This window comes from Bradyrhizobium sp. WD16 (assembly GCF_024181725.1).
GTDB lineage: Bacteria > Pseudomonadota > Alphaproteobacteria > Rhizobiales > Xanthobacteraceae > Bradyrhizobium_A.
This window is the reverse complement of record NZ_CP028908.1, coordinates 5,413,385-5,437,292: the sequence shown is the minus strand read 5'-3', so window position 1 is coordinate 5,437,292 and position 23,908 is coordinate 5,413,385. Positions and strand designations below refer to the sequence as shown.

At 65.7% G+C, this 23,908-nt stretch carries 22 protein-coding genes and 1 pseudogene; 13 read left to right on the top strand and 10 right to left on the bottom strand.

Annotation, left to right across the window (positions count from 1 at the left end; all coding sequences use genetic code 11):
* Positions 1–42: 42 nt before the first annotated feature.
* Positions 43–1,185: a DUF2865 domain-containing protein gene (locus DB459_RS25170; protein ID WP_371927008.1), complete on the bottom strand. Its 1,143-nt coding sequence runs from the start codon at positions 1,183–1,185 to the stop codon at positions 43–45.
* 144 nt (positions 1,186–1,329) lie between these two features.
* Positions 1,330–1,638 (bottom strand): hypothetical protein, encoded by a 309-nt coding sequence (locus DB459_RS25165; RefSeq protein WP_253713696.1) that lies wholly within the window; start codon positions 1,636–1,638, stop codon positions 1,330–1,332.
* A 384-nt stretch (positions 1,639–2,022) separates the two neighbouring features.
* Between DB459_RS25165 and cysS the strand changes: the two genes are divergently transcribed.
* The 3 genes from cysS to cimA all read left to right on the top strand — a co-directional run bounded on the left by cysS (position 2,023) and on the right by cimA (position 5,667).
* Entirely contained in the window at positions 2,023–3,438 is a 1,416-nt protein-coding gene (cysS, locus tag DB459_RS25160; protein WP_253709410.1) for a cysteine--tRNA ligase, read from the top strand.
* A 112-nt stretch (positions 3,439–3,550) separates the two neighbouring features.
* Positions 3,551–4,060, top strand: coding sequence for a GNAT family N-acetyltransferase (locus DB459_RS25155; protein ID WP_253709408.1), 510 nt, complete (start codon positions 3,551–3,553; stop codon positions 4,058–4,060).
* A complete protein-coding gene (gene cimA / locus DB459_RS25150) occupies positions 4,057–5,667 on the top strand; it encodes a citramalate synthase (protein WP_253709406.1) in 1,611 nt (536 codons plus the stop codon). Before DB459_RS25155 ends, cimA begins: the two co-directional genes overlap by 4 nt.
* 16 nt (positions 5,668–5,683) lie before the next feature.
* Here the strand turns inward: cimA and DB459_RS25145 are convergent, their stop codons facing one another.
* Positions 5,684–6,304 carry a TIGR00730 family Rossman fold protein gene (locus DB459_RS25145; RefSeq protein WP_253709404.1) on the bottom strand — a complete coding sequence of 207 codons (621 nt, stop codon included), beginning with the start codon at positions 6,302–6,304 and terminating at the stop codon, positions 5,684–5,686.
* Between the two features lie 197 nt (positions 6,305–6,501).
* Between DB459_RS25145 and DB459_RS25140 the strand changes: the two genes are divergently transcribed.
* The 10 genes and pseudogenes from DB459_RS25140 (at position 6,502) to DB459_RS25095 (ending at position 17,785) form a co-directional block, all read left to right on the top strand.
* Entirely contained in the window at positions 6,502–8,493 is a 1,992-nt protein-coding gene (locus tag DB459_RS25140) for an ABC transporter ATP-binding protein/permease (protein ID WP_253709402.1), read from the top strand.
* 101 nt (positions 8,494–8,594) lie between these two features.
* On the top strand, positions 8,595–9,293 hold the full coding sequence (locus DB459_RS25135) for a phosphatidylserine decarboxylase (RefSeq protein WP_253709401.1): 699 nt from the start codon (positions 8,595–8,597) through the stop codon (positions 9,291–9,293).
* Between the two features lie 55 nt (positions 9,294–9,348).
* A complete protein-coding gene (gene pssA, locus DB459_RS25130; RefSeq protein WP_253709393.1) occupies positions 9,349–10,263 on the top strand; it encodes a CDP-diacylglycerol--serine O-phosphatidyltransferase in 915 nt (304 codons plus the stop codon).
* A 285-nt stretch (positions 10,264–10,548) separates the two neighbouring features.
* The gene (locus DB459_RS25125; protein ID WP_253709390.1) at positions 10,549–11,322 is read left to right on the top strand and encodes a motility protein A; all 774 of its coding nucleotides are present in this window, start codon (positions 10,549–10,551) and stop codon (positions 11,320–11,322) included.
* Between the two features lie 27 nt (positions 11,323–11,349).
* Positions 11,350–12,180, top strand: coding sequence for a flagellar motor protein MotB (locus DB459_RS25120; protein WP_253709387.1), 831 nt, complete (start codon positions 11,350–11,352; stop codon positions 12,178–12,180).
* Between the two features lie 623 nt (positions 12,181–12,803).
* A pseudogene (gene trkD, locus DB459_RS25115) lies at positions 12,804–12,998 on the top strand (potassium transporter Kup); the annotation flags it as partial.
* Between the two features lie 130 nt (positions 12,999–13,128).
* Positions 13,129–15,051, top strand: a complete 1,923-nt coding sequence (locus DB459_RS25110; RefSeq protein WP_253709384.1) for a potassium transporter Kup — start codon at positions 13,129–13,131, stop codon at positions 15,049–15,051.
* A gap of 132 nt (positions 15,052–15,183) precedes the next feature.
* Positions 15,184–15,519 carry a rhodanese-like domain-containing protein gene (locus DB459_RS25105; RefSeq protein WP_253709381.1) on the top strand — a complete coding sequence of 112 codons (336 nt, stop codon included), beginning with the start codon at positions 15,184–15,186 and terminating at the stop codon, positions 15,517–15,519.
* Positions 15,520–15,527: 8 nt separating this feature from the next.
* Positions 15,528–16,682 carry an aminotransferase gene (locus DB459_RS25100; RefSeq protein WP_253709378.1) on the top strand — a complete coding sequence of 385 codons (1,155 nt, stop codon included), beginning with the start codon at positions 15,528–15,530 and terminating at the stop codon, positions 16,680–16,682.
* Between the two features lie 11 nt (positions 16,683–16,693).
* Entirely contained in the window at positions 16,694–17,785 is a 1,092-nt protein-coding gene (locus DB459_RS25095; RefSeq protein WP_253709376.1) for a polyamine ABC transporter substrate-binding protein, read from the top strand.
* Between the two features lies 1 nt (position 17,786).
* On the opposite strand, the gene DB459_RS25090 is transcribed toward DB459_RS25095, so the two are convergent.
* From DB459_RS25090 to DB459_RS25060, 7 genes are all read right to left on the bottom strand, one after another.
* Positions 17,787–18,719, bottom strand: a complete 933-nt coding sequence (locus DB459_RS25090; protein ID WP_253709373.1) for a lipid A biosynthesis lauroyl acyltransferase — start codon at positions 18,717–18,719, stop codon at positions 17,787–17,789.
* Positions 18,719–19,741: a zinc-binding dehydrogenase gene (locus DB459_RS25085; protein ID WP_253709370.1), complete on the bottom strand. Its 1,023-nt coding sequence runs from the start codon at positions 19,739–19,741 to the stop codon at positions 18,719–18,721. The genes DB459_RS25090 and DB459_RS25085 overlap by 1 nt, the downstream gene beginning before the upstream one ends.
* 192 nt (positions 19,742–19,933) lie before the next feature.
* Positions 19,934–21,214 (bottom strand): beta-ketoacyl-ACP synthase, encoded by a 1,281-nt coding sequence (locus DB459_RS25080; protein WP_253709368.1) that lies wholly within the window; start codon positions 21,212–21,214, stop codon positions 19,934–19,936.
* 50 nt (positions 21,215–21,264) lie between these two features.
* Positions 21,265–22,464, bottom strand: a complete 1,200-nt coding sequence (locus DB459_RS25075) for a beta-ketoacyl-ACP synthase (RefSeq protein ID WP_253709366.1) — start codon at positions 22,462–22,464, stop codon at positions 21,265–21,267.
* On the bottom strand, positions 22,457–22,930 hold the full coding sequence (locus DB459_RS25070; protein ID WP_253709363.1) for a 3-hydroxyacyl-ACP dehydratase FabZ family protein: 474 nt from the start codon (positions 22,928–22,930) through the stop codon (positions 22,457–22,459). Before DB459_RS25070 ends, DB459_RS25075 begins: the two co-directional genes overlap by 8 nt.
* Positions 22,931–22,937: 7 nt before the next feature.
* Positions 22,938–23,219: an acyl carrier protein gene (locus DB459_RS25065; protein ID WP_253709360.1), complete on the bottom strand. Its 282-nt coding sequence runs from the start codon at positions 23,217–23,219 to the stop codon at positions 22,938–22,940.
* Positions 23,220–23,436: 217 nt separating this feature from the next.
* Complete coding sequence (locus tag DB459_RS25060) at positions 23,437–23,874, bottom strand: hypothetical protein (RefSeq protein WP_253709356.1); 438 nt, start codon at positions 23,872–23,874, stop codon at positions 23,437–23,439.
* Positions 23,875–23,908 lie beyond the last annotated feature (34 nt).

Sequence of the window (23,908 nt, the reverse complement as noted above, 5' to 3'; positions counted from 1 at the left end):
TGCTGATACGAGCATCGGATCCCGCGCAGAAGTGTCGGAGGATCAGCGAGCCGGGATAAAGGTTGGTCCGACGGAGCGGATCTGCTTGCTGCCGGTGGTGGCCGGATCCGCCGGCGGCTGGTCGGTCGGGGCAGCGGCGGCCGGCGCGGCGGGCGCTGCAGCCGGAGCTGCACCCTTGCGGCTTGCACTCGCCTTGGTGGCGCCTGGCTGCGGCTGCGACATGCGTTTGGCGCGGTCTTCGGTGACGATGATGTCCCCTTGCTGTTCGGCCGCCGCCTTGTCGTCGATGTTCTTCAACGCGTCCGCCCAGCTCTGTCCGGCCGCCTTGCAGCTGCAGGCCGCATCGAATGACTGGCGATAGCGGAACGCGTTGGGCGACGAGGAATAGGGCTGGCCATTGATCGAGACTGCCTGGTTGATGTCCTCGCCGGGATTTCTGTAGGTGAACAGCGTCGCATCCGCGGCAGGGCACAGGCTCTTGCAGGTTCGCTCGTCGTCGGCGAAGCGGCCTGGCACCGTGGCAAAGGAAATCGGGAAGTAATAGCCGTCGCAGCTCCGCACGCAGACCGTGCGATAGGTGCCGGAGGAGGCGCCGGACTCGGGCGCCATGACGGCCCCCGGTGGCGGAGCGCCGTTATTGCCGCCGCCGAACAGGTTGTCGAAGAAGCCGGCAGGCTGGGCGGCGCGGGCCGCAGCCGCATATTGCGGGCCGCAGCCGTTCTGGGCGAGGGCGGTCAGCACCGAACGGCGCTGCATTTCGCGGTCGGAATTGCCGCCGCCGCGCAGCTGCTGCAGGCTGTTGGTGATCTGGTCGAGATTGGCCCGCATCTGCTGGATCTGGTTGTTCACCGGTCCGCATTGCGCCGACTGGCCGCTGAACAGCGACAGGAAACCGGAGCTGTCGCAGCCCATCCGCTTGGCCTGGGTGGTAACCCGATCGAGTTCGGCCTGCTGGCGGGCCTGTGCGTCCTCGTAACGGCGAATCTGGTCGGTCTTGGCCGGGTCGCCACCGCCGCGATCAATCAGCGCGAGCTGGCCTTCCAGGCGCTGGCACATCGGATTGGTCACGGTCCCGCCGGCGGGCGGAGCGGCAGGCGGTGGCGCGCCCTGGGCCAGTGCGGCGGGCGCGGCGAGGCCGATCAGCGCGGTCGCGAGAAGCGGCCGCAGGATGAACGAAAACGGCAGCAAATCAGGAGGTTCCTGCGCGAGGGCCGAGGCGGCCAACGGTGCTTCCCATACCCTCTTCTCTGGGCGAGGTCACGTCGTTTCGACGGCAGGGACAAGGCGTCGATCACGCCTTTTTGTCGGATGAGCGCCGCGCGATCCAGCTCAGCGCTGACAGGTGATGGCGACGTATTCGCCGCAGCCGCCTCGCGGGCAATGATCGCCCGCGGAGACCGGCACCGCACCGGTAAATTCGCCGGGGTCGACCCGGCGGAACGCGGCGGCGTCGCCGAACTCGCGCGACTGGCAATAGGCCCGGGCGGCGTAGGAGCCGCATTTCTCACCCCGAGCCAGGCACTGGTCGACGCCATAACCGTCCGGCTGGTTGGCGACGATGAAGACGCGATTCTCGGCATGGGCAGTAGGGGCGCCTGCAAGCAGGGCGCAGGCGATGAGGAGCGCGCGGATATTCATGGAATTGGCCGGACCCGGGAGGAGCAGGTCCATCGACGATAAACCCGGCGCGTTAAAAATGATTAACCAAGGCGAAATCGTGGCTGATCGCGGCTGCACCGGGCAGGGGTTACGAGATCCGGTGCAGTCGTGACTTTCGGGATGCACCTGCCGCCCCGTCGGCGCCGCGAATTTGGCGTCCTGACGCCGCCCGTCTCCCTTGACGGCGCCGGCCCTGCTGCCCCATGGTGCAAAACATGAACGGCCTTATCCTCATTTTCGGCATTTGCCGCGAGATTACGAGCTAGCGATTCGCTGGCTGAGGCCGTCTTTTCTCCTGATCGAGATCGACAGACGCCCGGCCAGCCGGATCGATGACGGCTGCTTTGCTGTGGGCGGGAACCGATGACACTGGCATTCTACGATACCTTGACCAAGGAGAAGCGTGCCTTCGCGCCGCTCGATCGAGACCGGGTGCGGATGTATGTCTGCGGTCCGACGGTCTATGACTTCGCCCATATCGGCAACGCCCGGCCGGTGATCGTCTTCGACGTGTTGTTCCGGCTGCTGCGCCATCTCTACGGCGCCGAGCACGTCACCTATGTGCGCAACATCACCGACGTCGACGACAAGATCAACGACCGCGCGGCGCGCGATTATCCGGACTTGCCGCTCAACCAGGGGATCCGCAAGGTTACCGAACTGACCGAGCGTCAGTTTCATGAAGACGTCGATGCGCTCGGCTGCCTGAGGCCGACCATCGAGCCGCGCGCCACCGAGCACATCGCCGAGATGCGCGCGATCATCGAAAAGCTGATCGCAGGCGGCCATGCGTATGTGGCCGAGGACCACGTGCTGTTTTCGGTGGCCACCATGCCGGCCTACGGTCAGCTGGCGCGGCGCTCGCTCGACGAGATGCTGGCCGGCGCCCGGGTCGATGTCGCGCCCTACAAGCGCGAGCCGATGGACTTCGTGCTGTGGAAGCCGTCGAAGCCCGGCGAGCCTTCATGGCCGTCGCCAGGCGGCATCACCGTGGCTGGTCGTCCGGGCTGGCACGTCGAGTGCTCGGCCATGGCCTGGAAGCACCTCGGCGAGCGCTTCGACATCCATGGCGGGGGCATCGATCTCGTCTTTCCGCACCACGAGAACGAGATCGCCCAGTCCTGCTGCGCCTTCCATCAGCAGCGCATGGCCGAGACCTGGATGCACAACGGCTTCCTGCAGGTCGAAGGCGAGAAGATGTCGAAGTCGCTCGGCAACTTCATCACCATCCGTCAACTGCTGGCGGACTGGCCGGGCGAGGTGTTGCGCCTCAACATGCTCAAGACCCATTACCGCTCGCCCATCGACTGGACGCTGAAGGGGCTCGAGGAAAGCGCCAAGGTCCTGGACGAGTGGTATGCGCTCTCGGGCGCGGCCGGAAATCGTTCGGAGGAGCCTGCAAGGCCGGATCAGTCGGTTCTGGATGCGCTGTGCGATGACCTGAACACGCCGCGGGCAATTGCCGAGTTGCATCAGCTGCGCAGCAAGGCGGTGCATGGCGACGGAGCACAGTTCCTGCAAGCGTTGACGGGCTCGCTCAGGTTTCTCGGGTTCCTCAAGGTCTCCGACGCGGAGTGGAACGCGGCCAAGCAGAAGAGCGCCGGCGTCGATGCGCAGGCCGTCGAGGCCCTGATCGCCAGGCGCCGCGAGGCGCGTGCGCAAAAGAATTTCGCCGAGTCCGACCGCATCCGCGATGAACTCGCGGCCATGGGGGTCGTGCTCAAGGACGGCAAGGACGCCGAGGGGCGACCGGTCACCACCTGGGAGATCGCACGATGAGCAGGCCGGATACACCTTTTCCCAGGCACTGGCTTTACTACATCGTGCTCAAAGTGCTGGTGATCGCCGCCGCCGTGGGACTCGTGCTGAAACTCTATGGAATCTGGTGAGCATGGCTCGATCGCAACCATCCGTGGGGCTGCGGCCCTATCTGCCGGCCGATGCGGCGGTGCTCGCCGCGATCTTCGTCGAGAGCATCGAAGGGCTGACCGGCGACGATTATACTGAGGGCCAGCAGCAGGCCTGGATGAGCGCTGCCGACGACGAGGAGCATTTCGGTGCCGCGCTCGGCAAGGATCTGACCCTGGTGGCGACGCTCGAGTCGTCGCCGGTCGGCTTCGCCTCGTTGAAAGGGGCCGATCACATCGAGATGCTCTACGTCCATCCCAGCGCCGCCGGGCAGGGGGTTGCATCCGCGCTGTGCGAGGCGCTGGAGAAGCTCGCGGCGGCGCGCGGCGCCACCAGGCTGACGGTCGACGCCAGCGACACCGCCCATGATTTCTTCCGCAAGCGCGGCTATGCCGACCAGCAGCGCTCGACCGTCAATGTCGGCGACGAATGGCTGGTGCGCACCCGCATGCAGAAGGCGCTCGTACCGGTCGAGAAGGGTCCGATGCAATGACCGCCGCATCCCGCCGCGAACGGCTCTATCTGTTCGACACCACGCTGCGTGACGGCGCCCAGACCAACGGCGTCGATTTCACGGTGCATGACAAGCGCCTGATCGCGGCGATGCTCGACGATCTCGGCATCGACTATGTCGAAGGCGGCTATCCCGGCGCCAATCTCACCGATACGGAGTTCTTCTCGGCGAAGCCGAAGCTCGGCAGCGCGGTCTTCACGGCCTTCGGCATGACGCGGCGCCCCGGTCGCTCGGCGGCCAACGATCCTGGCCTCGCGACGCTGCTCGGGGCGGATGCCGACGCCATCTGCTTCGTCGCCAAGGCCTCGGATTACCAGGTGCGCGTCGCGCTCGAGACCACCAACGAGGAAAATCTCGCTTCGATCCGCGATAGCGTCGCAGCCGCCACGGCCAAGGGCCGCGAGGTATTGGTCGACTGCGAGCATTTCTTCGACGGCTACAAGGCCAACAAGGACTATGCGCTGGCCTGTGCCCGCACTGCCTACGAGGCGGGGGCCCGCTGGGTGGTGCTGTGCGACACCAATGGCGGCGCCATGCCCCATGAGATCGAGGCTATCGTCGGCGAAATGATCCGACATGTGCCGGGGGACCATCTCGGCATCCACGCCCACAACGACACCGAGCAGGCGGTGGCCAATTCGCTCGCCGCCGTGCGCGCCGGCGTGCGCCAGGTCCAGGGCACGCTCAACGGTCTCGGCGAGCGCTGCGGCAACGCCAATCTGTGTTCGCTGATTCCGACCCTGAAGCTGAAGAGGGAATTCGCCGATGCTCTCGAAATCGGCGTGACCGACGACAAGCTCGCCTCCCTGATGCAGGTGTCACGGACGCTGGACGACATGCTCAACCAGCCATCCAACCGCCATGCGCCTTACGTCGGCGAAAGCGCCTTCGTCACCAAGGCGGGAATCCATGCTTCCGCCATCCTCAAGGATCCCGAGACCTACGAGCATGTGCGGCCGGAATCCGTCGGCAATCGTCGCAAGGTGCTGGTGTCGGATCAGGCCGGCCGCTCCAACGTGCTGGCCGAGCTGGAGCGTTCGGGCATCGTCTTCGATCGCAATGATCCGCGCGTCAACCGTCTGGTCGAGGAGATGAAGGAGCGGGAGGCGGCTGGCTATTCCTACGAATCCGCCGACGCATCGTTCGAATTGCTGGCGCGGCGCACTCTCGGCCGCGTGCCGGAGTATTTCCGGGTCGAGCAGTTCGACGTCAATGTCGAGCAGCGCTACAATGCCAACGGCCAGCGGGTCACAGTGGCGCTGGCGGTGGTCAAGGTCAATGTCGACGGCGAGGTGCTGATCTCGGCGGCCGAAGGCAACGGCCCGGTCAACGCGCTCGATGTCGCCCTGCGCAAGGACCTCGGCAAGTACCAGAAATACATCGACCGGTTGAAGTTGACCGACTACCGCGTGCGTATCCTCAATGGCGGCACCGAGGCCGTGACGAGGGTCCTGATCGAGAGCGAGGACGAGGACGGCGAACGCTGGATGACCGTGGGTGTTTCGCCCAACATCATCGATGCCTCGTTTCAGGCGCTGATGGATTCGGTTGTCTACAAGCTCGTAAAGGCTGGGGCCCCGGCCTGAAAAGGCCGGCGCCTCATCAACCCATCTTCTGCGCGACCTTGCTGGCCGCGGCGAGATCGGCCTCGGTCTCGGTGGCCGCCGCCTGCTGCAGGCGGGGCAGGATCTCCGGCACCGAGTTGGCGGTGAGCAGCTTCACCGCCATGCCGGGACGGATGAAATGCGTCTCGCGCATGTGCTCGATCAGGCTGAGCAACGGCTGCCAGAAGCCGTCGATGTTGGCGAGCAGGATCGGCTTGTTATGTCGGCCGAGCTGGGCCCAGGTCAGCTGCTCGACGAGTTCCTCGAGCGTGCCGATGCCGCCGGGGAAGGCGACGAAGGCGTCGGAGCGATCGAACATCAGCTGCTTGCGCTCGTGCATGTTGGCGGTGACGATCAGTTCCTGCACGCGCGTCAGGGCGTTTTCCTTGGCGGTGAGGAATTCCGGAATGATCCCGGTGACCCTGCCGCCGTGATCGAGCACGGAGGCGGCGACAGCGCCCATCAGTCCGACCGAGCCGCCGCCATAGACGAGACCAATGTCGGCTTCGGCCAGGGCCTTGCCGAAAGCTTTGGCAGCGGTGACGAATTGGGGGTTGGTGCCGGGGCCCGAGCCGCAATAGACGCAGACCGTCCGGATTCGCGAGGGAAGCGTGTTCATAATGGCGATGTGGCACCCGTAAAGGCGAGCGTCAAGCGAGGCCGGTGGAACGATTCGCGCCTGATCGGGTCCATAGGTTCGGTTTCGACGGGAAAAACTTGTTCCCCGCCAGTGTACGCCTTGGGCAAAACCACTATATGACGGGCTCAAATTGCAGTTCGGCCCAACAGGCACGGCTTCCTCTTCCCAGGCATGTGATGACAGCACACCATTCTTCCCACCATGGCTCCGGGGTTCCCGACGCGCGCGACCAGGGCCAGGGCGGGTCGCTGGCGGGGACCTTGCGGCAGCTGTGGCCCTATATCTGGCCGGGGGAACGGGCCGACCTCAAGTTGCGGGTGGTCTGGGCCATGGGGCTGCTGTTGGTCGCCAAGCTGGCGACCCTGGCGGTGCCCTTCACCTTCAAATGGGCGACCGACGCCCTGAGCGGCCACAACACTTCGCCACTGGCGGGCGCGGACTGGGCGACCTGGGTGATCGCCTCGCCGCTGGTTCTGACCGCAAGCTACGGCCTGATGCGGGTGGTGATGGCGGTCCTGACGCAATGGCGGGACGGCATCTTCGCGCAGGTGGCGATGCATGCGGTCCGGCGCCTCGCCTATATGACCTTCGTCCACATGCACGAATTGTCGTTGCGCTTCCATCTGGAGCGCAAGACCGGCGGGCTGACGCGGGTGCTGGAGCGCGGCCGCAACGGCATCGAAACCATCGTGCGTATGGTGATCCTGCAACTCGTGCCGACCATCATCGAGGTCGCCCTGCTGACGGGCGTTCTGCTCTGGCAGTTCGACTGGCGCTACGTCGCGGTGATCGTCGCCACCGTCGCCGCCTACATGTACTACACCTACATCGCCACCGAATGGCGTATCGGCATCCGCCGGCGGATGAATGAATCCGATACCGAGGCCAATACCAAGGCGATCGACTCGCTGCTCAACTACGAGACGGTGAAGTATTTCGGCGCCGAGCAGCGGGAGGCGCAACGCTACGACCGCTCGATGGAGCGCTACGAGCAGGCGAGCGTCATGACCTACACTTCGCTCGCCTGGCTCAATACCGGGCAGGCGGTAATCTTCACCTTCGGCCTGACCGCGACCATGGTGCTGTGCGCCATCGGCATCCGCAACGGCACCAAGACGGTCGGCGATTTCGTCATGATCAACGCCATGATGATCCAGCTTTACCAGCCGCTCAACTTCATGGGCATGGTGTATCGCGAGATCAAGCAGGCGCTGATCGATATCGAGAAGATGTTCGGTGTGCTCGGCCGCCGCCCCGAGGTCAAGGATGTGTCGGGAGCCCCGGCGCTGGCGGTGACCCGTGGCGAGGTGCGCTTCGAGAATGTCCGCTTCGCCTATGATCCGGACCGCACCATCCTCGACGGTCTGAGCTTCACGGTGCCCGCGGGCAACACGGTCGCCATCGTCGGGCCATCGGGGGCGGGCAAGTCGACGATATCCCGCCTGCTGTTCCGCCTCTACGACGTCAGCGGCGGCCGCATCCTGATCGACGGCCAGGATATTCGCGCCGTCACCCAGGCGTCGCTGCGGGCCGCCATCGGCATGGTGCCGCAGGACACCGTGCTGTTCAACGACACGATCCGCTACAACATCCGCTACGGCCGGTGGGACGCCTCCGATGCCGAGGTCGAGGAAGCGGCGCGGCTCGCCCAGATCGACGGTTTCATCCGCCTGTCGCCCAGGGGCTACGAGACCGAAGTCGGCGAGCGCGGCTTGAAGCTGTCCGGCGGCGAGAAGCAGCGGGTGGCGATCGCGCGCACGATCCTCAAGGGGCCGCCGATCCTGGTGCTCGACGAGGCGACGTCCGCGCTCGACAGCCACACCGAGCGGGAGATCCAGGATTCGCTCGAACGCATTTCCAAGAGCCGCACCTCGGTGGTGATCGCCCATCGCTTGTCGACCATCGTCGGCGCCGACGAGATCATCGTGCTCGATCGCGGCGGGATCGTCGAGCGCGGCCGGCATGCCGACCTGCTCGCCGCGGGCGGTCTTTACGCCAGCATGTGGAATCGCCAGCGCGAGGCCGAGGAGGCGCGCGAAAAGCTCGCCCAGACCGGCTCTGCCGCGCGCCCGCTCGATGTCGGCGCAGATGCAGATCTCGACGGCGACATCGAGGCGGCAGCGCCTCGCCATCACGAGCCGCTGGCGACCCCGGACGCCGCCGAGTAATCTTGCAAGACTTGGATCTTTCAGGATCTAACTCCTGCAACACACGCCGCCGCGGCCGAACGCCATTATCGACCTCTCATCCTCCGTTTCAGGTTTTCCCCATGTCGATCGCCAAGTCCATTCGTGCCCAGATCCCGCCGATCCATCCGGAGGGGTATCCCTTCATCGGCGCCTTCGCCTTTGCCAGCCTGATTCTGCTCTGGATCTGGTCGCCGCTCGGCTGGGTCGGAGTGGTGCTCACGGTTTGGTGCGCGCTGTTCTTCCGCGATCCGGTCCGGGTGACGCCGACCCGCGAGGGGCTCGTCGTGGCGCCTGCCGACGGCCGGGTGTCGATGATCACCCAGACCGTGCCGCCGCCCGAACTCGGCCTCGGCGCCGCGCCATTGCTTCGCATCTCCATCTTCATGAGCGTGTTCAACTGCCACGTGAACCGCAGTCCGGTGGCGGGCCGCATCGAGCGGATCGCCTACCGGCCAGGCAAATTCATCAATGCCGAGCTGGACAAGGCCAGTGAGGATAACGAGCGCAATTCGCTGGTCATCGTGACCCCGGCCGGGCGGATCGGCGTCGTCCAGATTGCCGGCCTGGTGGCGCGGCGCATCGTGTCCTTCGTCCGGGAAGGGCAGAGCCTGGTTGCCGGCGAGCGCTTCGGCCTGATCCGCTTCGGCTCGCGCCTCGACGTCTTCCTGCCCGAAGGCGCCAAGGCGCTGGTCTCCGAGGGCCAGACGGCCATTGCCGGGGAGACCGTGCTGGCCGATTTCCGTGTCGGCGACGGCGGTCGGACCTTCCGGGTCGATTAAGCCTCGACCCGGCCCGCCATGGCGGGCCGGGCACGGGATTGCTATATGGTGGGACATGCCCAGGCCCTTTGACCCTGCTTCTATCGACCAGAAGCGCCGCCGCTTCCGCCCGATCCCCGTGCGGATGCTGGTCCCCAACATCATCACCCTGCTGGCGATCTGCGCCGGCCTGACGGCGATCCGTCTGTCGACCGAGGGCCGGCTCGAGCTGGCGCTGGCCGCGATCGTCTTCGCTGCGCTGCTCGACGGTATCGACGGCCGTGTCGCCAGGCTGATCAAGGGCCAGTCGCGGTTCGGCGCCGAACTCGACAGCCTCGCCGACTTCGTCAATTTTGGCGTCACGCCCGGGCTGATCCTGTATTTCTGGCAGCTCCACGAGCTCAAGAATGTGGGCTGGATCTCGGCGATGATCTTCGCCATCAGCGGCGGCCTGAGGCTGGCCCGGTTCAACGTTACGATCGACGACCCCAACCGGCCCGCCTATGCGGCCGGCTTCTTCACCGGCGTCCCGGCTCCCGCCGGCGCGCTGCTCGTCCTGCTGCCGATCTATCTGTCGTTCCTCGGCGTACCGAAGCTGCCGACCACCCTGATTGCGCTCTACACCCTGCTGATCGCCTTCCTGATGGTGTCGCGCCTGCCGGTCTTCTCCGGCAAGACCGTGCATACCCGCGTGCCGCCGGAAATGCTGCTGCCGGTCTTCGTCGTCACCATCCTCGTGATCGCGCTGCTGATCGGCTATCCGTGGCACCTGCTTTCGGCCGGAGCCGTCATCTACCTGTTGACCCTGCCGGCGGGCTATCTGTCGTATCGCCGGCACGAGCGGGCTGCTGCTGCGAGCCATGTGCATCCGGTCGCGCCCGCCGCGACGGATGCGGTGCCCGGGGCTCCGCCATCGCCGCCGTCTTCGACAGGCGCGGCGGGTTTTGAGGCGCCATCCGAGGGTGGAGAGCGCCCGACGCGGCTCAACTGACCTCCGTCCTTTCCTGCGCGCCGTCTTAGCCCGCTCCAGCGCCTCTGTGTCCGGTTGTTGCCGGCGCCCGCTTCGGCGGCGCTGAGGGGATTGCCGTCTGACCTGACGGTTCCTGGCCTGCAAGAGGGGGCGGCTTCGTTCCGTCTGCGCGCGGGCGTCCCGGAATTAGACTTTACGCCTCTTTAATGGCGCCTCCGCTAGGGTGGTTCCTGCACCGCCTTGGAGGGGATGTGCGACCGTCCAGGACAGACGGTTCGTCGTGCGCGTGGGCGTTGGAGTTGTTTCATGGATTTCGCCACCAGTATCGGCCTCGTTGTAGGCATGGGCGTCATCGCGGTGATGATGCTATTGGGCGGCGATCTGGAGATGTTCGTCAGCGAACACGCCATGATCATCATCTTTGGCGGTTCACTCGCAGCGACCCTCATCCGCTTCCCGCTGACGTCGATCCTCCACGGCTTCCCGCTCGGCGCCAAGTTTGCCTTCACCCTGCGCCGGACCACGGCGCGTGAACTGGTCGACCAGCTCGCCGGAATCGCCGAGATCGCCCGCAAGCAGGGCCCGGTGGGCCTGGAAAAGGTCGAGACCGAAGACGCCTTCCTTGCCAAGGGCATCCGCTATGTCGCCGACGGCTACGATGCCGATTTCATCCGCGACAATCTCGAACGCGATCGCGACAATTTTCTCGCCCACCTCGACGAGGGCCAGAAGATCTATCGCGCGGTCGGCGACTGCGCGCCCGCGTTCGGCATGGTCGGCACCATCATCGGCATGGTGCAGATGTTCGCGAACATGACCGATCCCTCCAAGCTCGGCCCCTTCATGGCGACCGCGCTTCTGGCGACGCTCTACGGTGCGGTGGTCGCCAACATCTTCTGCCTGCCGATTGCCGACAAGCTGGCTCTCAAGCTGCACGACGAGGACACCAACCGCACACTGATCATCGACGGAATCCTGATGATCCGCGACGCCAAGAGTGCGGCGCTGGTCCGCGAAATGCTGCTCGCCTACCTGCCGGAAAAGCACCGTCACGGTGCCGACGAGCCGGTGCCGGCGTAGCAACCGCGGACGCCGGGGCGCGCGGAAATGGCCAGAAAGAAGAAACACGACGGCCATGCGGGTGGGCACGGTTGGTTCGTGACGTTCGCCGACCTGATGGGGCTTCTGATGAGCTTCTTCGTGATGCTCACGGCGTTTTCCACCCAGGACCAGCAGAAGCTCAAGATCGTCGCCGGGTCGATGCGCGAAGCCTTCGGCGTGCAGACCGAAGCGCGCTATTCCGGCGTGATCGAGAGCGACGGTCTGCCGACCCGGCCCAAATTGCGCAACGCCGCCCATGTGCCGCCGGAAGAGGCGTCCAATACGCCGACGCCCGAGCAGGACGACAACAAGCGCACCGCCGGCGCCAAGATGAAGACCGACCGGGAATTCGCGCTCGCATCGGCCTCCTTGCGCCAGGCCCTGCAGGACATGCCCGAGCTGACCGAGATCTCCAAGCACATCATGTTCGAAGAGACCAAGCAGGGGCTCAATCTGGAGATCATCGACCAGGACGGCCGCTCGATGTTCGCCGACGGCTCCAAGGAGCCGTATGATCGAACGCGGCTGTTGCTGCAGAAGTTGGCGGGCCCGCTGAAGGCGACCCCGTTGCGGGTGGCCATCACCGGACACACCGCTGCGGGCTTTGTGCTGTCGCGCACGGGCTATGACGGCTTCGACTTGTCGGCGGACCGCGCCAATATGGTGCGCCAGATCCTCGAGCGTGAAGGGCTGCCGGCCGGCCACGTCTATTCGGTGAGCGGCAAGGCCGATACGCAGCCGCTGTTTCCGGACGATCCATCGCTCGCCGCCAATCGCCGGGTGACCATCACCCTGATGCGGGAAGATCCGCCGCTGCCGCCGAACCTCAAACCCTGAACCGCCATCCGTTACCGGCTGACGTCGGTCTTGCGATTCTGACGCGGGATGCCGGCGCGAAGTCAAGCCGCTGCCGAGCTGCGTCGAGTTCTGCTCGAACCAGTGTCCCTTTGTTTCTGGATGACCGTCCGACCGTGCGGCAAATGAAGCGGTCATTCGGAGACAGGACACTAGTGTGGCGTCTCGCAATTGCCTACCGCCTTTGCGGCAAGCCTCTCGTAGGCAATTGCGAGACATAAGCCACACTAGCTTTTTGATTTTGCTAGTGTCCCGATGCCTCCGAATGACCGTGCGAGGGTGAGGCAAACGAAGCGGTAATTCGGAGACAGGACACTAGCGCATTCAAGAGCGGATGGGTGCCGCGGCGGGCGACGAGGTCTCCCGCATGATCGTCCTCGGCATGCTGTCGCTGATCCTGGGCCGCTTCTGATCAAATATGTCCTGCTGCTGCGGCCGGCTCGGCTTCGTCCCGTCGTCGCTGCTGATCAACTATTCGGTCAGGGCGCGCAGCTGCTGGCTTATTCCGCGGCGATCGAAAATCCGTTCTGTCGCACGGTGCCCGAAGGGGGGGGCTGGTGCCGCTGACCCGCCAGGCGGTCCAGCTCGGGCTGTTGCCGCGTTAGCTCGGCTGGCAGCTTCGACATCATGTCGGCGTCGTTCTTCGGCTCTGGGCGCGCGCGGAAGCGGGGGCAGTCGGCCTTCCGCGCTGGCAGAGACACCTTTGCAGCGCCCTGAGCCGGTCCGCCAACGACGCCATTGGCTATTTCCAAATCCCCGCAGGGCGGGTAGTTGAAGTCGGAACGCAGGTGACTATTTGAGCGTCGTTCCGACCGTGCTACGTAGATCCTGCATACCAGAGGCGCAAATTCAGCCTAACCGTTCGGCCGGGCCGAACCTATAAGCCGCCGCCTGTTAGTGGCGCTGCAGCAACCGAGGTTAGACCTCTTCATGGCATCCGACATCACAGCACCCGCCGCGGAAGCCCCGGCGGTGAACGGGCATGGGGAGAAGCATTCGACCGCCGGGTTCGGCGGGCTGATGCTCGGCAGTATCGGTGTCGTTTACGGTGACATCGGCACCAGCCCGCTCTATGCCTTCCGCGAGGCCGTGGTCGCTGCGGAAGCCGCCAACGGCGTTACGGTGGCCGCCGTCCTCGGCGTGCTGTCGCTGATCCTGTGGGCGCTGATCATCGTCGTCACCCTGAAATATGTCCTGATCTTGATGCGGGCGGACAACAACGGCGAGGGCGGCACGCTGGCGCTGATGGCCCTGGCGCAACGCGCGCTCTCCGGCAAGAGCGGGACCATCGTAATGCTCGGCATCATCAGCGGTGCCTTGTTTTACGGCGACGCGGTGATCACGCCGGCGCTGTCCGTGCTCTCGGCGCTTGAAGGTATCAAGATCGCGACCGTCGCCTTCGAGCCTTACGTCGTGCCAGCGACGTTGCTGATCCTGCTGGCGCTGTTCGCCGTGCAGTCGCGCGGCACCGCCAGTGTCGCGGCGTTTTTTGGCCCGATCATGTGCCTGTGGTTCGCCGTTATCGGCGTCGCGGCGTTGCCGCACATCGCGGCGCATCCGGTGGTGATCGAGGCTTTCAATCCGGTCCATGCGGTGAGTTTTCTCGCCCACCACGGCATCATCGGCCTCGTCACCCTCGGCGCCGTCTTTCTCGCCGTGACCGGGGTCGAGGCGCTTTATGCCGACCTCGGTCATTTCGGCAAGCGCCCGATCCAGATCGCTTGGCTGTGCATCGTGCTGCCGTCGCTGGCGCTGAACTATCTCGGGCAGGGTGCCCTCGTCATCGCCAATCCGAAGGCGATCGAGAACCCCTTCTACCTGATGTTCCCGGACTGGGCGCTGCTGCCGATGGTGGCGCTCGCCACCGTCGCCACGGTCATCGCCAGCCAGGCGGTGATCACCGGCGCCTATTCGCTTACCCGCCAGGCGATCCAGCTCGGCCTGTTGCCGCGCTTCGAGATCCGCCACACCTCCGAGACCCATGCTGGCCAGATCTACATTCCGCGCATCAATACGCTGTTGCTGGTCGCGGTGGTGCTGCTGGTCGGGCTGTTCCGCTCATCGAGCGCGCTCGCTTCAGCCTACGGCATTTCCGTGACCGGGACCATGGTGGTCACAGCGATGATGGGCTTCGTGGTGATCTGGAAGGTGTGGCGCTGGTCGGCGTTGGCTGCGGCCGCCCTGATTGCACCGTTTCTGGCCCTCGACCTGACCTTCCTCGGTGCCAATCTCTTGAAGGTGCTCGAGGGCGGCTGGGTTCCGCTGGCGCTGGGCGGGACCATCATGCTGCTGATGATCACGTGGCGGCGCGGCAGCCGTTTGCTGTTCGAGAAGTCGCGCAAGCAGGAACTGCCGCTCAATGACCTCGTCCGCATGCTGGAGAAGCGCCCACCGCAGCGGGTGCCCGGCACGGCGGTCTTCCTCACCAGCGATCCGACCAGTGCGCCGACCGCCCTGCTGCACAGCCTCAAGCACTACAAGGTGCTGCACGAGAAGAACGTCATCCTGACCATCGAAACCGCATCGACACCGCGGATCGACGTCTCCGATCGCGTCCGGCTCGAGGAGATCAGCCCGACGTTCTCGCGGGTGGCCCTCCGCTTCGGTTTCATGGAGTCGCCCAACGTGCCGAAGGCGCTGGCGATCGCGCGCAAGCTCGGCTGGCAGTTCGACATCATGTCGACCTCGTTCTTCCTGTCCCGCCGCTCGCTCAAGCCGGCGGCCCATTCGGGCATGCCGCGCTGGCAGGACCACCTGTTCATCGCGCTGAGCCGGTCCGCCAACGACGCCACCAACTATTTCCAGATCCCGACCGGCCGGGTGGTCGAAGTCGGCACCCAGGTTACGATCTGAACCTCCGTCGAAGTGACAATCCGGTCTTATTCCGAGGGGGGCAGCGCTTGATTTTGCTGGCGTAAACGGGGAATTTGACCTGCGCCGACGGCCGCCCGGCCGCCGCGTCGATCGCTCGCCAGGAGGCCTTTAGTGTCCAGCAGTTCTCATCGTGTCCATGATCGGGCCCCGGCAGAGGTTGCCGCCGGCCTTTCCGAGGGGCGCTATCTTCTCGTCGACGTGCGCGAACCCAACGAGGTTGCCGCGGAAGCCTATCCTGATGCGGTGGTGCTGCCGCTGTCGTCCTTCGACCCCAGCCAGATACCGGACCCGAAGGGGCGGACCGTGGTTTTCGCCTGCCGCTCCGGCCGCCGCTCGGTGACGGCCTCGATGGCGGCCCAGGCTGCGGGGCTGCCGTATGACTCCCATCTCGAAGGCGGTATCCTGGCCTGGAAGGCTGCCGGTCTCCCCACCAGGACGGGCGGCTGAAGCGTCCGATGAATCCTGTCTTTGCCGACCTTCCGGTCACCATCTTCGAAGCGATGTCCCAGCTTGCGCGGGACCATAACGCCATCAATCTCGGCCAGGGCTTTCCCGAGGGCCCGGGTCCGGAGGATATCCGGCGCAAGGCGGCCGACGCGGTTCTCAATGGCTACAACCAGTACCCGTCGATGATGGGCATTCCGGAGCTGCGCCAGGCCATCGCCAGCCATTACGCCCACTGGCATGACGTCAGCCTCGATCCGATGACCGAGCTGCTGGTGACCTCCGGCGCCACCGAGGCCATCGCCGGCGCGGTGCTCGGACTGGTCCAGCCGGGCGACGAGGTGATCGTCTTTCCGCCGGCCTATGACGCCTACAATCCGCTGATCCGCTGCGCCGGCGGCGTGCCGCGCTTTGTGCGGCTGGAGCCGCCGCACTGGCGCATTCCCGAGGAGGCGCTGCGCGCGGCGATCACGCCGAAGACCAAATTCCTGATCTTCAACAACCCGCTCAATCCTTCCGCGATCGTCTATCCGCGCGAGGACCTCGAACTGCTGGCGCGCATCTGCCAGGAGTTCAACCTGATCGCCATCTGCGACGAGGTGTGGGAGCATGTCGTCTTCGACGGCCGCGAGCATGTTCCGCTGATCGCCATTCCAGGGATGCGCGAGCGGACCGTGAAGATCGGGTCGGCCGGCAAGATCTTCTCGCTCACCGGCTGGAAGATCGGTTTCGTCTGCGCCGCGCCGCCGATTCTGCGGGTGCTCGCCAAGGCGCATCAGTTCCTTACCTTCACGACGCCGCCCAATCTGCAGGTCGCGGTGGCCTACGGTCTCGGCAAGTCCGACGACTATTTCACCGAGATGCGCGCCGATCTCGCCCGTAGTCGCGACCGCCTGGCCGACGGGCTCAAGAGCCTTGGCTTTCCGGTGATTCAGTCCCAGGGCACCTATTTCCTCAACGTCGACCTGTCGCCGCTGGGCCTGAACGAGACCGACGAGCAGTTCTGCCGGCGCCTCGTCGCCGACTACAAGGTGGCGGCGATACCGGTGTCGGCCTTCTACGAGGACGATCCGGTCACGTCCGTGATCCGCTTCTGCTTCTCCAAGTCGGACGCTACCATCGACGCCGCGCTCGAACGGTTGTCGCGCGCGCTGCGGGCCGCTTGAGTGAGCGAGCCATGACCATCCGCAGCTGGCTGGTCGGGGTTGCGATGGCGGCCCTCGTGCTGCCCGCGCAGGCGCAGCAGCGCGTGGTCAACTTCTACAACTGGTCGAACTACATGGCGCCGGGGGTGCTCGAACAGTTCACCAGGGAGACCGGCATCAAGGTGGTCTACGACACCTTCGACGCCAACGAGACCCTGGAGACGCGGCTGCTTGCCGGCCGATCCGGCTACGACGTCGTGGTGCCGACGGCCTATTTCCTGCAGCGGCAGATCAGGGCCAATGTCTTCCAGAAGCTCGACAAGTCGAAGCTGCCCAATCTCGCCAACGCCTGGCCGCTGGTCAATCAGCGGCTCGCGACCTACGATCCCGACAATCTCTACGCCGCCAACTACATGTGGGGCACCACCGGCATCGGCTACAACGTCAAGGCGGTGCGCGACGTCCTCGGAGCCGACGCCAAGGTCGACAGCTGGGACCAGATATTCAAGCCGGAGAATCTCGCGAGGTTCAAGGACTGCGGCGTCCAAATGCTCGATTCCGCCGACGATATCCTGCCGGCGGCGCTGAACTGGCTCGGGCTCGATCCCAATTCGACCAAACAGGCGGACCTGGACAGGGCCGCCGAAGTGGTCGGCAAGGTGCGACGCTATGTCCGCAAGTTTCACTCGTCGGAATATCTGAACGCGCTCGCCAGCGGCGAGATCTGCCTCGTCGTCGGCTGGTCAGGCGACATCAAGCAGGCCCAGAGCCGCGCCGTCGAGGCGAAGAACGGTGTCGAGATCGGCTACGCCATTCCGAGGGAGGGCGCGCAGATGTTCTTCGACAATCTGGCGATCCCGGCCGATGCCAAGAACGTGGCCGAGGCCTACGAGCTGATCAATTATCTCTACCGACCGGATGTCGCGGCGAAGAATTCCGACTTCGTGTCATATGCCAACGGCAACCTGGCGAGCCAGAAGCTGATCGACCCCAAGATCATCAACGACAAGACGATCTATCCGGACGAGTCGACGCTGCAGAAACTGTTCGTCATCACCGCGCGCGATCCGGCGACGCAGCGCATCCTCAACCGGCTGTGGACACGGGTGAAGACCGGGCGCTGAATCAGCGCCAGCGGCGGTGCAGCCACAGCCACTGCTCGGGATGCTCGCGCACCCAGCCCTCGATCACCGAGGTGACGGCCTGCGTGGTGGCGGCGATATCGATCCGGCCGGCGCCGTCGCGCGCCGGCGGAATTTCTTCCGACAGTTCGGCGCGAAACCTGTCGCCGGGCAGGCGGATGATGCGCACGCCGTGGATCGGCACCTCGACCTGGCGGGCGAGGCGGGCGAGCAGCGGATTGGCCTTGGTCCTGCGGCCGAAGAAGGTGACGTCGACGCCGCGGCCGAAATGCTGGTCGACCAGCATGCCGACATGGACGCCGGCCTCGAGCGCGTGCGCAAGGCGCAGCGGCGCGTCGGCGGCAGTCGCGACCATCTCGCCCATGTTGACGGCGCGCATGTCCTGAATGGCGCGGTCGGCGGCGGCGATGTTCGGCCGTCTGAACAGCACTGCCGAGGGCATGCCGTAAGCCGGCGCCGCGAGCGCCGGCAGCTCCCAGTTGGCGAGGTGCGCGGCGAAGATCAGCGCGCCCTTGCCGTCATCGCGCAACTGCTCGAAGATGGTCTGGGTGCCCGGCGCGAGTTCGATCCGTCCGGCACCCGGGCGTGCGGGGTCGAAGTCCCAGACCTTGTCGAGGTGGGCGAATTCCGCGGCGACGCGGCCGAGATTGTCCCAGACGTCCGACAGGATGGTTTCGATCTCGGCGTCGCTTTTCTCGGGAAAGGCTGCCTTCAGATTGGCGCGGCCGATGCGCTGCTCGGGCAGCCAGGGCCCAATGCCGCGGGTGATGCGGGAGAAGGCGGAGGCGGTGCGCGCGGGATCGAAATAGCGCGTCGTCTTCAACAAGCCGACGACAGCGGCCCCGATCACCGCCTCCGAGGCGGGCTTGAGGGCGTCGCGCAGCAGCGCGCGGGCGCGGAGCAGGGTGCGCAGCATCAGAACTGGACGATGATCTTGCCGAAGACCTGCCGGCTCTCCATCCTGGTCAGCGCGGCGGCGACGTCGCTGAGCGGGACGTCCGTATCGATCACCGGCTTCATGCCGGCGGCCATCTTGTCGAGGCTCTCGGCGATGTTGCGCATCGAGGCGCCGAACGAGCCGAAGATCTTGTACTGCTGCTGGAAGAGCTGCATCAGGTTGAGCGTCGTCGTCGGGCCCGAGGTGGCGCCGCAGGTGACGAGCCGGCCGCCGCGCTTGAGCGACAGCAGCGAGCCTGGAAACGTGTCGGCGCCGACATGCTCGAACACCACGTCGACCCCCTTCTTCTTGGTGATCTTGCGAGTTTCGTGTTCGAAGCGATCCTTGCGGTAGTTGATGACATGGTCGGCGCCAAGCGCCTTGACCCGTTCGATTTTGGAATCGTCGCCGACGGTGGTGATCACCATGCAGCCGATCGCCTTGGCCATCATGATCGCCACGGTGCCGATGCCCGAGCCTCCGGCATGGACCAGCACGCTCTCGCCGGGCTCGAGCTTGGCATTGTCGAACAGCATGTGCTGGACGGTGGAGAAGGCAATCGGCGCGCAAGCGGCGTCGCGTAGCGACACGCCGTCGGGCACGGGAATGACCAGCCGTTCCGGCATGTTGATGATCTCGCGGGCGAAGCCGTCGACGTGGAATCCCATGATGCCGCCGACATTCTCGCAGAGATTGTCGCGGCCTTGGCGGCAGGCCTTGCAAGCGCCGCAGGTCAGCGCGCCATACATCACGACCGGCTGGCCGACCCTGAAGCGGCTGACGCCTTCGCCGACCGCGGCGATTTCGCCGGATGCCTCGGCGCCGACCGCGAGCGGCAGCTTGCGCTTGGCGAAGGCCATGCCGCGATAGCCCCAGACGTCGATGTGGTTCAGCGCCACGGCGCGAACTCGGATCTGCACCTCGCCCGGGCCGGGGGCCGGAGGCGGCGCCATCTCCGCCACGATGAGCTGTCGGTCGGCAACGAGGGTCAGCGCGCGCATGGGTTCAAGGTCCCGTGTCAGGTCTGGTGGCGCCGGGCGCGGGCGGCAGTGCCGGGCGCGGTGCGGCGCAGGTCAAGGATTGGACGGCACGGACGGCCGCAGCAAGCCGCCTGCGGGCAGGTCGGCCGGCCGCATGGCGCCCTCGCGTATCGCCCGGACGGGCGGCGGCGTCAACGGCGGTAGAGCAGGGGCTCAGGCCGGCTCGCCGGTGACGATCAGCGAGGCGTTCTGGCCGCCGAAGCCGAAGCTGTTGGACATTACTGCGGTGACCTTGGCGTCGCGGGCCGTGTTCGGCACCACGTCGAACGGGATCGCCGGATCGGGGATGTCGTAATTGATGGTCGGCGGAATGCGCTGGTTGAGCAGCGTCAGGACGGAGAAGACCGCCTCGACCGCACCAGCCGCGGACAGGGTGTGGCCGACCATCGACTTGTTCGATGACACCGGAATGGTCTTGGCGAGCTCGCCGAACACTGTCGAAATGCCGAGATACTCCATCTTGTCGTTTTCGGGCGTGCCGGTGCCGTGGGCGTTGATGTAGTCGATCTTGTCCGGTGTCATGCCGGCATCGGCCAGCGCGTTGCGCACGCAGCCGACGATCGGTTTGCCGTCGGGGCTGGAGCGGGTGCGATGGAAGGAGTCGGCGAGTTCGCCGCAGCCGGTGATGACGCCGAGGATCTTGGCGCCGCGCGCCACCGCCGCGTCGTAGCTCTCCAGCACCAATGCGCCGGCGCCTTCCGCCATGACGAAGCCGTCGCGGTTCTTGGCGAACGGCTTGGAGGCGGCCTGCGGCGGCTCGTTCTGGGTCGACAGCGCGGAGAGCAGCGAGAAGCGGATCAGCGCTTCGGGATTGACCGAACCGTCGGTGGCGACGCACAGCGCCGCGTCGGTTTCGCCGCGGCGGATCGCTTCGACCCCGAGCTGGATCGCGGTGGTGCCGGAGGCGCAGGCGGTCGACAGCGAGATCGGCGATCCCTTGGTGCCGAAGGTCTCGGCCAGGTGATGGGCGACCGAGCCGAACAGGAAGCGGCGATGATAGGGGGTGAAGCGGCCGCCGCCGCAGACCTTGAGCAGGGTGTCGTAGTCGATGTCCTCGGCGGCGCCGGCGGCGCGCGCCAGCTCCTGGCGCTGCGGCCATTCGACCTCGACCGGCGCGACCGCGAGAAACAGCGGGCCGGGGAATTCGCCCTTGCTGCCGATGCCGGCTTCGGCGATCGCCTCGTCGGTGGCGAGATCGGCGAGCCGTTCGGACAGGTCGGTGGAGGAGAAGGGATCGACCGGCACGAAATCGATCATGCCCGCCACGGTGGTCTTCAGGCCGGCGGTCGGAAAGCGCGTGATGGTGCGCAGGCCGGATTCGCCGGCCGTAAGCTTGGTCCAGTTGTCGGTCTTGCCGACGCCCAGCGAAGTCACGACCCCCATGCCGGTGATGACCACCACCGGCCGCCCCAATTTGTCACGTATCGACGTCATCGCTGTTCCCCTTCGTCCGGCAGTCGCGGTAGCGCGATGCCAGCCGTCTTTCAGCGTACCGCTTCGACCAGCGCCATGCCTTCGCCGCGCCAATGGCCGGCGCTGACCACCACTATCTGGTCGGGCTTGCCCGCCATTTCAATCTCCAGGCCGGTCGGGTCGTTGGCCGGATAGAGCGCCTGTCGCGACAGCGCCAGTGCGGCGAGTGCGACGCCGAGCGGAAACTGCGCCTCGAGCCCGTGCCCGAACGCGGTACCGGTGGCGCGCACCGGGACGTCCTTGTGGCCGGCGAGAAAGCTGCGCTCTTCCGAGGTGACCGGTTCGGCGCCGGTGGCCCCGGTGATGACCGCGCGCCGGCCGCCCTCGGCGTCGAGCGTGCGCCACAGCGCTTCAAGGGTCGATGCGACGTCGCCGGCGCTCTTGCGCCGGGCGTGATCGGCGACGACGCGGCTCAGCCGGGCGAAGGGCTTGGCCCCGCGCGCTTCGGCGTGGGCTCGCGATTCAATCACCAGGAAGACGCCGAGCGAACCGAGCGCGAAGCCCGGATGGTCGGCACGATCCCACACCGCCTTGTAGCCGTCCGTGAGATTGAAGTCGCCGAACTCATACAGCATCAACAGGTCCTTGCGCTCGCCGTTATGGGCGGCGCCGACCAGGGCGATCTCGCTCTGTCCCGCATTGATCTTCGCCAGCGCGATTCGCGCAGCATCGACACCGGCCGCTTCCTCGCCCATGAAGGTGCGTGAGGAGCCGGTGACGCCGTGGACGATGGCGATATTGCCGGCAAGCAGGTTGGAGAGTTGCGCCAGGAACAGGGTGGGGCGCAGGTCGTTCATCAGCCGCTCGTTGAGCAGCCCCGGCTCGGCATTGCTCCCGGCCTGCGCGTTCAGCACGCCGCTGTCGACCGCGAGGTCGCGCTCGCCACCGCCGGCGGCAACGATCATGTCCATCTTGCGCAACAGTTCGGTCTGGCCTTTCAGGCCGGCCGAATCGAGCGCCAGGCCCGCCGCATAGGTGCCGATGCGCTGCCAGGCTTCCATCTGGCGCTGATCGCCCTTTTTCGGAATCTGGGCGTCGAAGCTGATGGGCGCCATCGGATGCACCACATAGGGCGCAAAACCGGTTTCATTGACGTTGACGCGTTGCGCCTGCAGCGCCTCCCAATGGGCATCGAGGCCGATGCCGAGGGAGGAGGCGATGCCGATCCCGGTGATCCAGGCTTCGCGGTCGGAAGGTGTCGGCTCAGCCATGGGCAATCGCCTCGCGCGGGAAACCGATCTTGGACGCCACGGCGTCCATGTGGGTCCGCAGGTCTGGGTGGGGGAAAGGGACGTGCCGGAAGGTCAGCGTGGCGTTGCAGCGGGTCCGGCCATCCACAGCGACCTTGGCTTCGGTCACGGCGAAGCCGGAGCCCTCATGGGCGATCACGGCGTCGATGGTCAGGGTCTCGCCGGGCGTGACGAAGCTGCGCATCTTCGCTTCCTTGACGGCGGCGAGGAAGGGCATCCGCTCGAACTTGAGCAGCGCAATCAGCAGCCAGCCTGAGGTCTGCGCCATGGCTTCGATCAGGAGTACCCCCGGCATCAGCGGATAACCGGGGAAATGGCCCTCGAAGATGGTGCTCGCCTGTGGCACGCGCGCCTCGACGGTAATCCGCCGCCCTTCGAGGTCGATGGCCGTGATCCGGTCGATGAGCTGAAAGTATTCGAGATTCATCGGGCGCTCAGGCGCCCTTGGCGGCGACCAGTTCGTCGATGCGCGCGCTGAGATTCTTCAGGACAAAATACTGCTCGGTGGTCGCCTTGCCGTCGTTGACTTCCTGCGTCCACTTCTCGAGCGGCAGTTTGATGCCGAATGCCTTGTCGATCGCGAAGGCAATGTCGAGGAAGTCCAGGCTGTCGATGCCCAGGTCGTCGATGGCATGGCTGTCCGGCGTGATCGTGTCCCGCGGGATGTCGCAGGTCTCGGCGATGATATTGGCGACCTGGTCGAATGTGGAAGACATCGTTAAGCCTTTGATCGATTTGAAGGAAATGCCCTGCGCCGCGGCGACGCCGGCTCCAAGCTGGGATTGCCTTCCAGCCAAAGTTGGATGCCCGTATATCGGAGCGGGGGCCTGAGTTCAATGCCGGCGGGGTCGGTCGGCAGGCGGCAGGGCAGGCTGCAGGGGATGCCAGGTTTCGCGCCCTTGACGCCGCCCCCGGACGCGGCTCCCCCTCGGCTCAGAACTGGTCCTGGTGCGTGGTGGTGATGGGTGGCAGGGGAATCCGGCTGCAATCGCGCCGTCCAACCAGCAGGCAATCCTGAGTTTGGCGCATGTCGGCGATGGTTGTGGCGAGCCAGACAGCCAGGGCGGTGAGGCACAGAGTGAAGACCAGCGCTGCAAGATTGGCAAAGGTACGTCGCCGCTCGTCCTCCGTCGGCTGGGGCCGCGACTGATTCGAAATCGCGGCGATTCGCGCCGGCGGCCGGGGGCGAGGGGTGAACTTCAGCGGTGGGGTGGGTTCGGGATGCGGCGTCTCGACCGCCGCTTTCATCAATGCCGGTTCCATCAATGCCGGTTTCGGGCGCTGCCGCTCGGAGACCTCGCGCGGTCGGAATTTGATGACGCGGTTGTTATCGTCGTCGCCGCTGGTCCGGACGGGCTGCTGGCCTGACATCGCGATCCGCCTGCGAATTGAAGTTGAACTCTGG

Excerpts from the sequence above, each read along its gene's own strand:
- DB459_RS25060 (WP_253709356.1), bottom strand. The coding sequence starts at position 23,874 with ATGTCAGGCCAGCAGCCCGTCCGGACCAGCGGCGACGACGATAACAAC.
- DB459_RS25165 (WP_253713696.1), bottom strand. The coding sequence starts at position 1,638 with ATGAATATCCGCGCGCTCCTCATCGCCTGCGCCCTGCTTGCAGGCGCC.
- DB459_RS25090 (WP_253709373.1), bottom strand. The coding sequence starts at position 18,719 with ATGCTGCGCACCCTGCTCCGCGCCCGCGCGCTGCTGCGCGACGCCCTC.
- DB459_RS25125 (WP_253709390.1), top strand. The coding sequence starts at position 10,549 with ATGGATTTCGCCACCAGTATCGGCCTCGTTGTAGGCATGGGCGTCATC.
- DB459_RS25140 (WP_253709402.1), top strand. The coding sequence starts at position 6,502 with ATGACAGCACACCATTCTTCCCACCATGGCTCCGGGGTTCCCGACGCG.
- DB459_RS25085 (WP_253709370.1), bottom strand. The coding sequence starts at position 19,741 with ATGCGCGCGCTGACCCTCGTTGCCGACCGACAGCTCATCGTGGCGGAG.
- DB459_RS25065 (WP_253709360.1), bottom strand. The coding sequence starts at position 23,219 with ATGTCTTCCACATTCGACCAGGTCGCCAATATCATCGCCGAGACCTGC.
- DB459_RS25120 (WP_253709387.1), top strand. The coding sequence starts at position 11,350 with ATGGCCAGAAAGAAGAAACACGACGGCCATGCGGGTGGGCACGGTTGG.
- DB459_RS25075 (WP_253709366.1), bottom strand. The coding sequence starts at position 22,464 with ATGGCTGAGCCGACACCTTCCGACCGCGAAGCCTGGATCACCGGGATC.
- DB459_RS25155 (WP_253709408.1), top strand. The coding sequence starts at position 3,551 with ATGGCTCGATCGCAACCATCCGTGGGGCTGCGGCCCTATCTGCCGGCC.
- DB459_RS25135 (WP_253709401.1), top strand. The coding sequence starts at position 8,595 with ATGTCGATCGCCAAGTCCATTCGTGCCCAGATCCCGCCGATCCATCCG.
- DB459_RS25080 (WP_253709368.1), bottom strand. The coding sequence starts at position 21,214 with ATGACGTCGATACGTGACAAATTGGGGCGGCCGGTGGTGGTCATCACC.
- DB459_RS25145 (WP_253709404.1), bottom strand. The coding sequence starts at position 6,304 with ATGAACACGCTTCCCTCGCGAATCCGGACGGTCTGCGTCTATTGCGGC.
- DB459_RS25095 (WP_253709376.1), top strand. The coding sequence starts at position 16,694 with ATGACCATCCGCAGCTGGCTGGTCGGGGTTGCGATGGCGGCCCTCGTG.
- cysS (WP_253709410.1), top strand. The coding sequence starts at position 2,023 with ATGACACTGGCATTCTACGATACCTTGACCAAGGAGAAGCGTGCCTTC.
- DB459_RS25070 (WP_253709363.1), bottom strand. The coding sequence starts at position 22,930 with ATGAATCTCGAATACTTTCAGCTCATCGACCGGATCACGGCCATCGAC.
- DB459_RS25110 (WP_253709384.1), top strand. The coding sequence starts at position 13,129 with ATGGCATCCGACATCACAGCACCCGCCGCGGAAGCCCCGGCGGTGAAC.
- pssA (WP_253709393.1), top strand. The coding sequence starts at position 9,349 with ATGCCCAGGCCCTTTGACCCTGCTTCTATCGACCAGAAGCGCCGCCGC.
- DB459_RS25100 (WP_253709378.1), top strand. The coding sequence starts at position 15,528 with ATGAATCCTGTCTTTGCCGACCTTCCGGTCACCATCTTCGAAGCGATG.
- cimA (WP_253709406.1), top strand. The coding sequence starts at position 4,057 with ATGACCGCCGCATCCCGCCGCGAACGGCTCTATCTGTTCGACACCACG.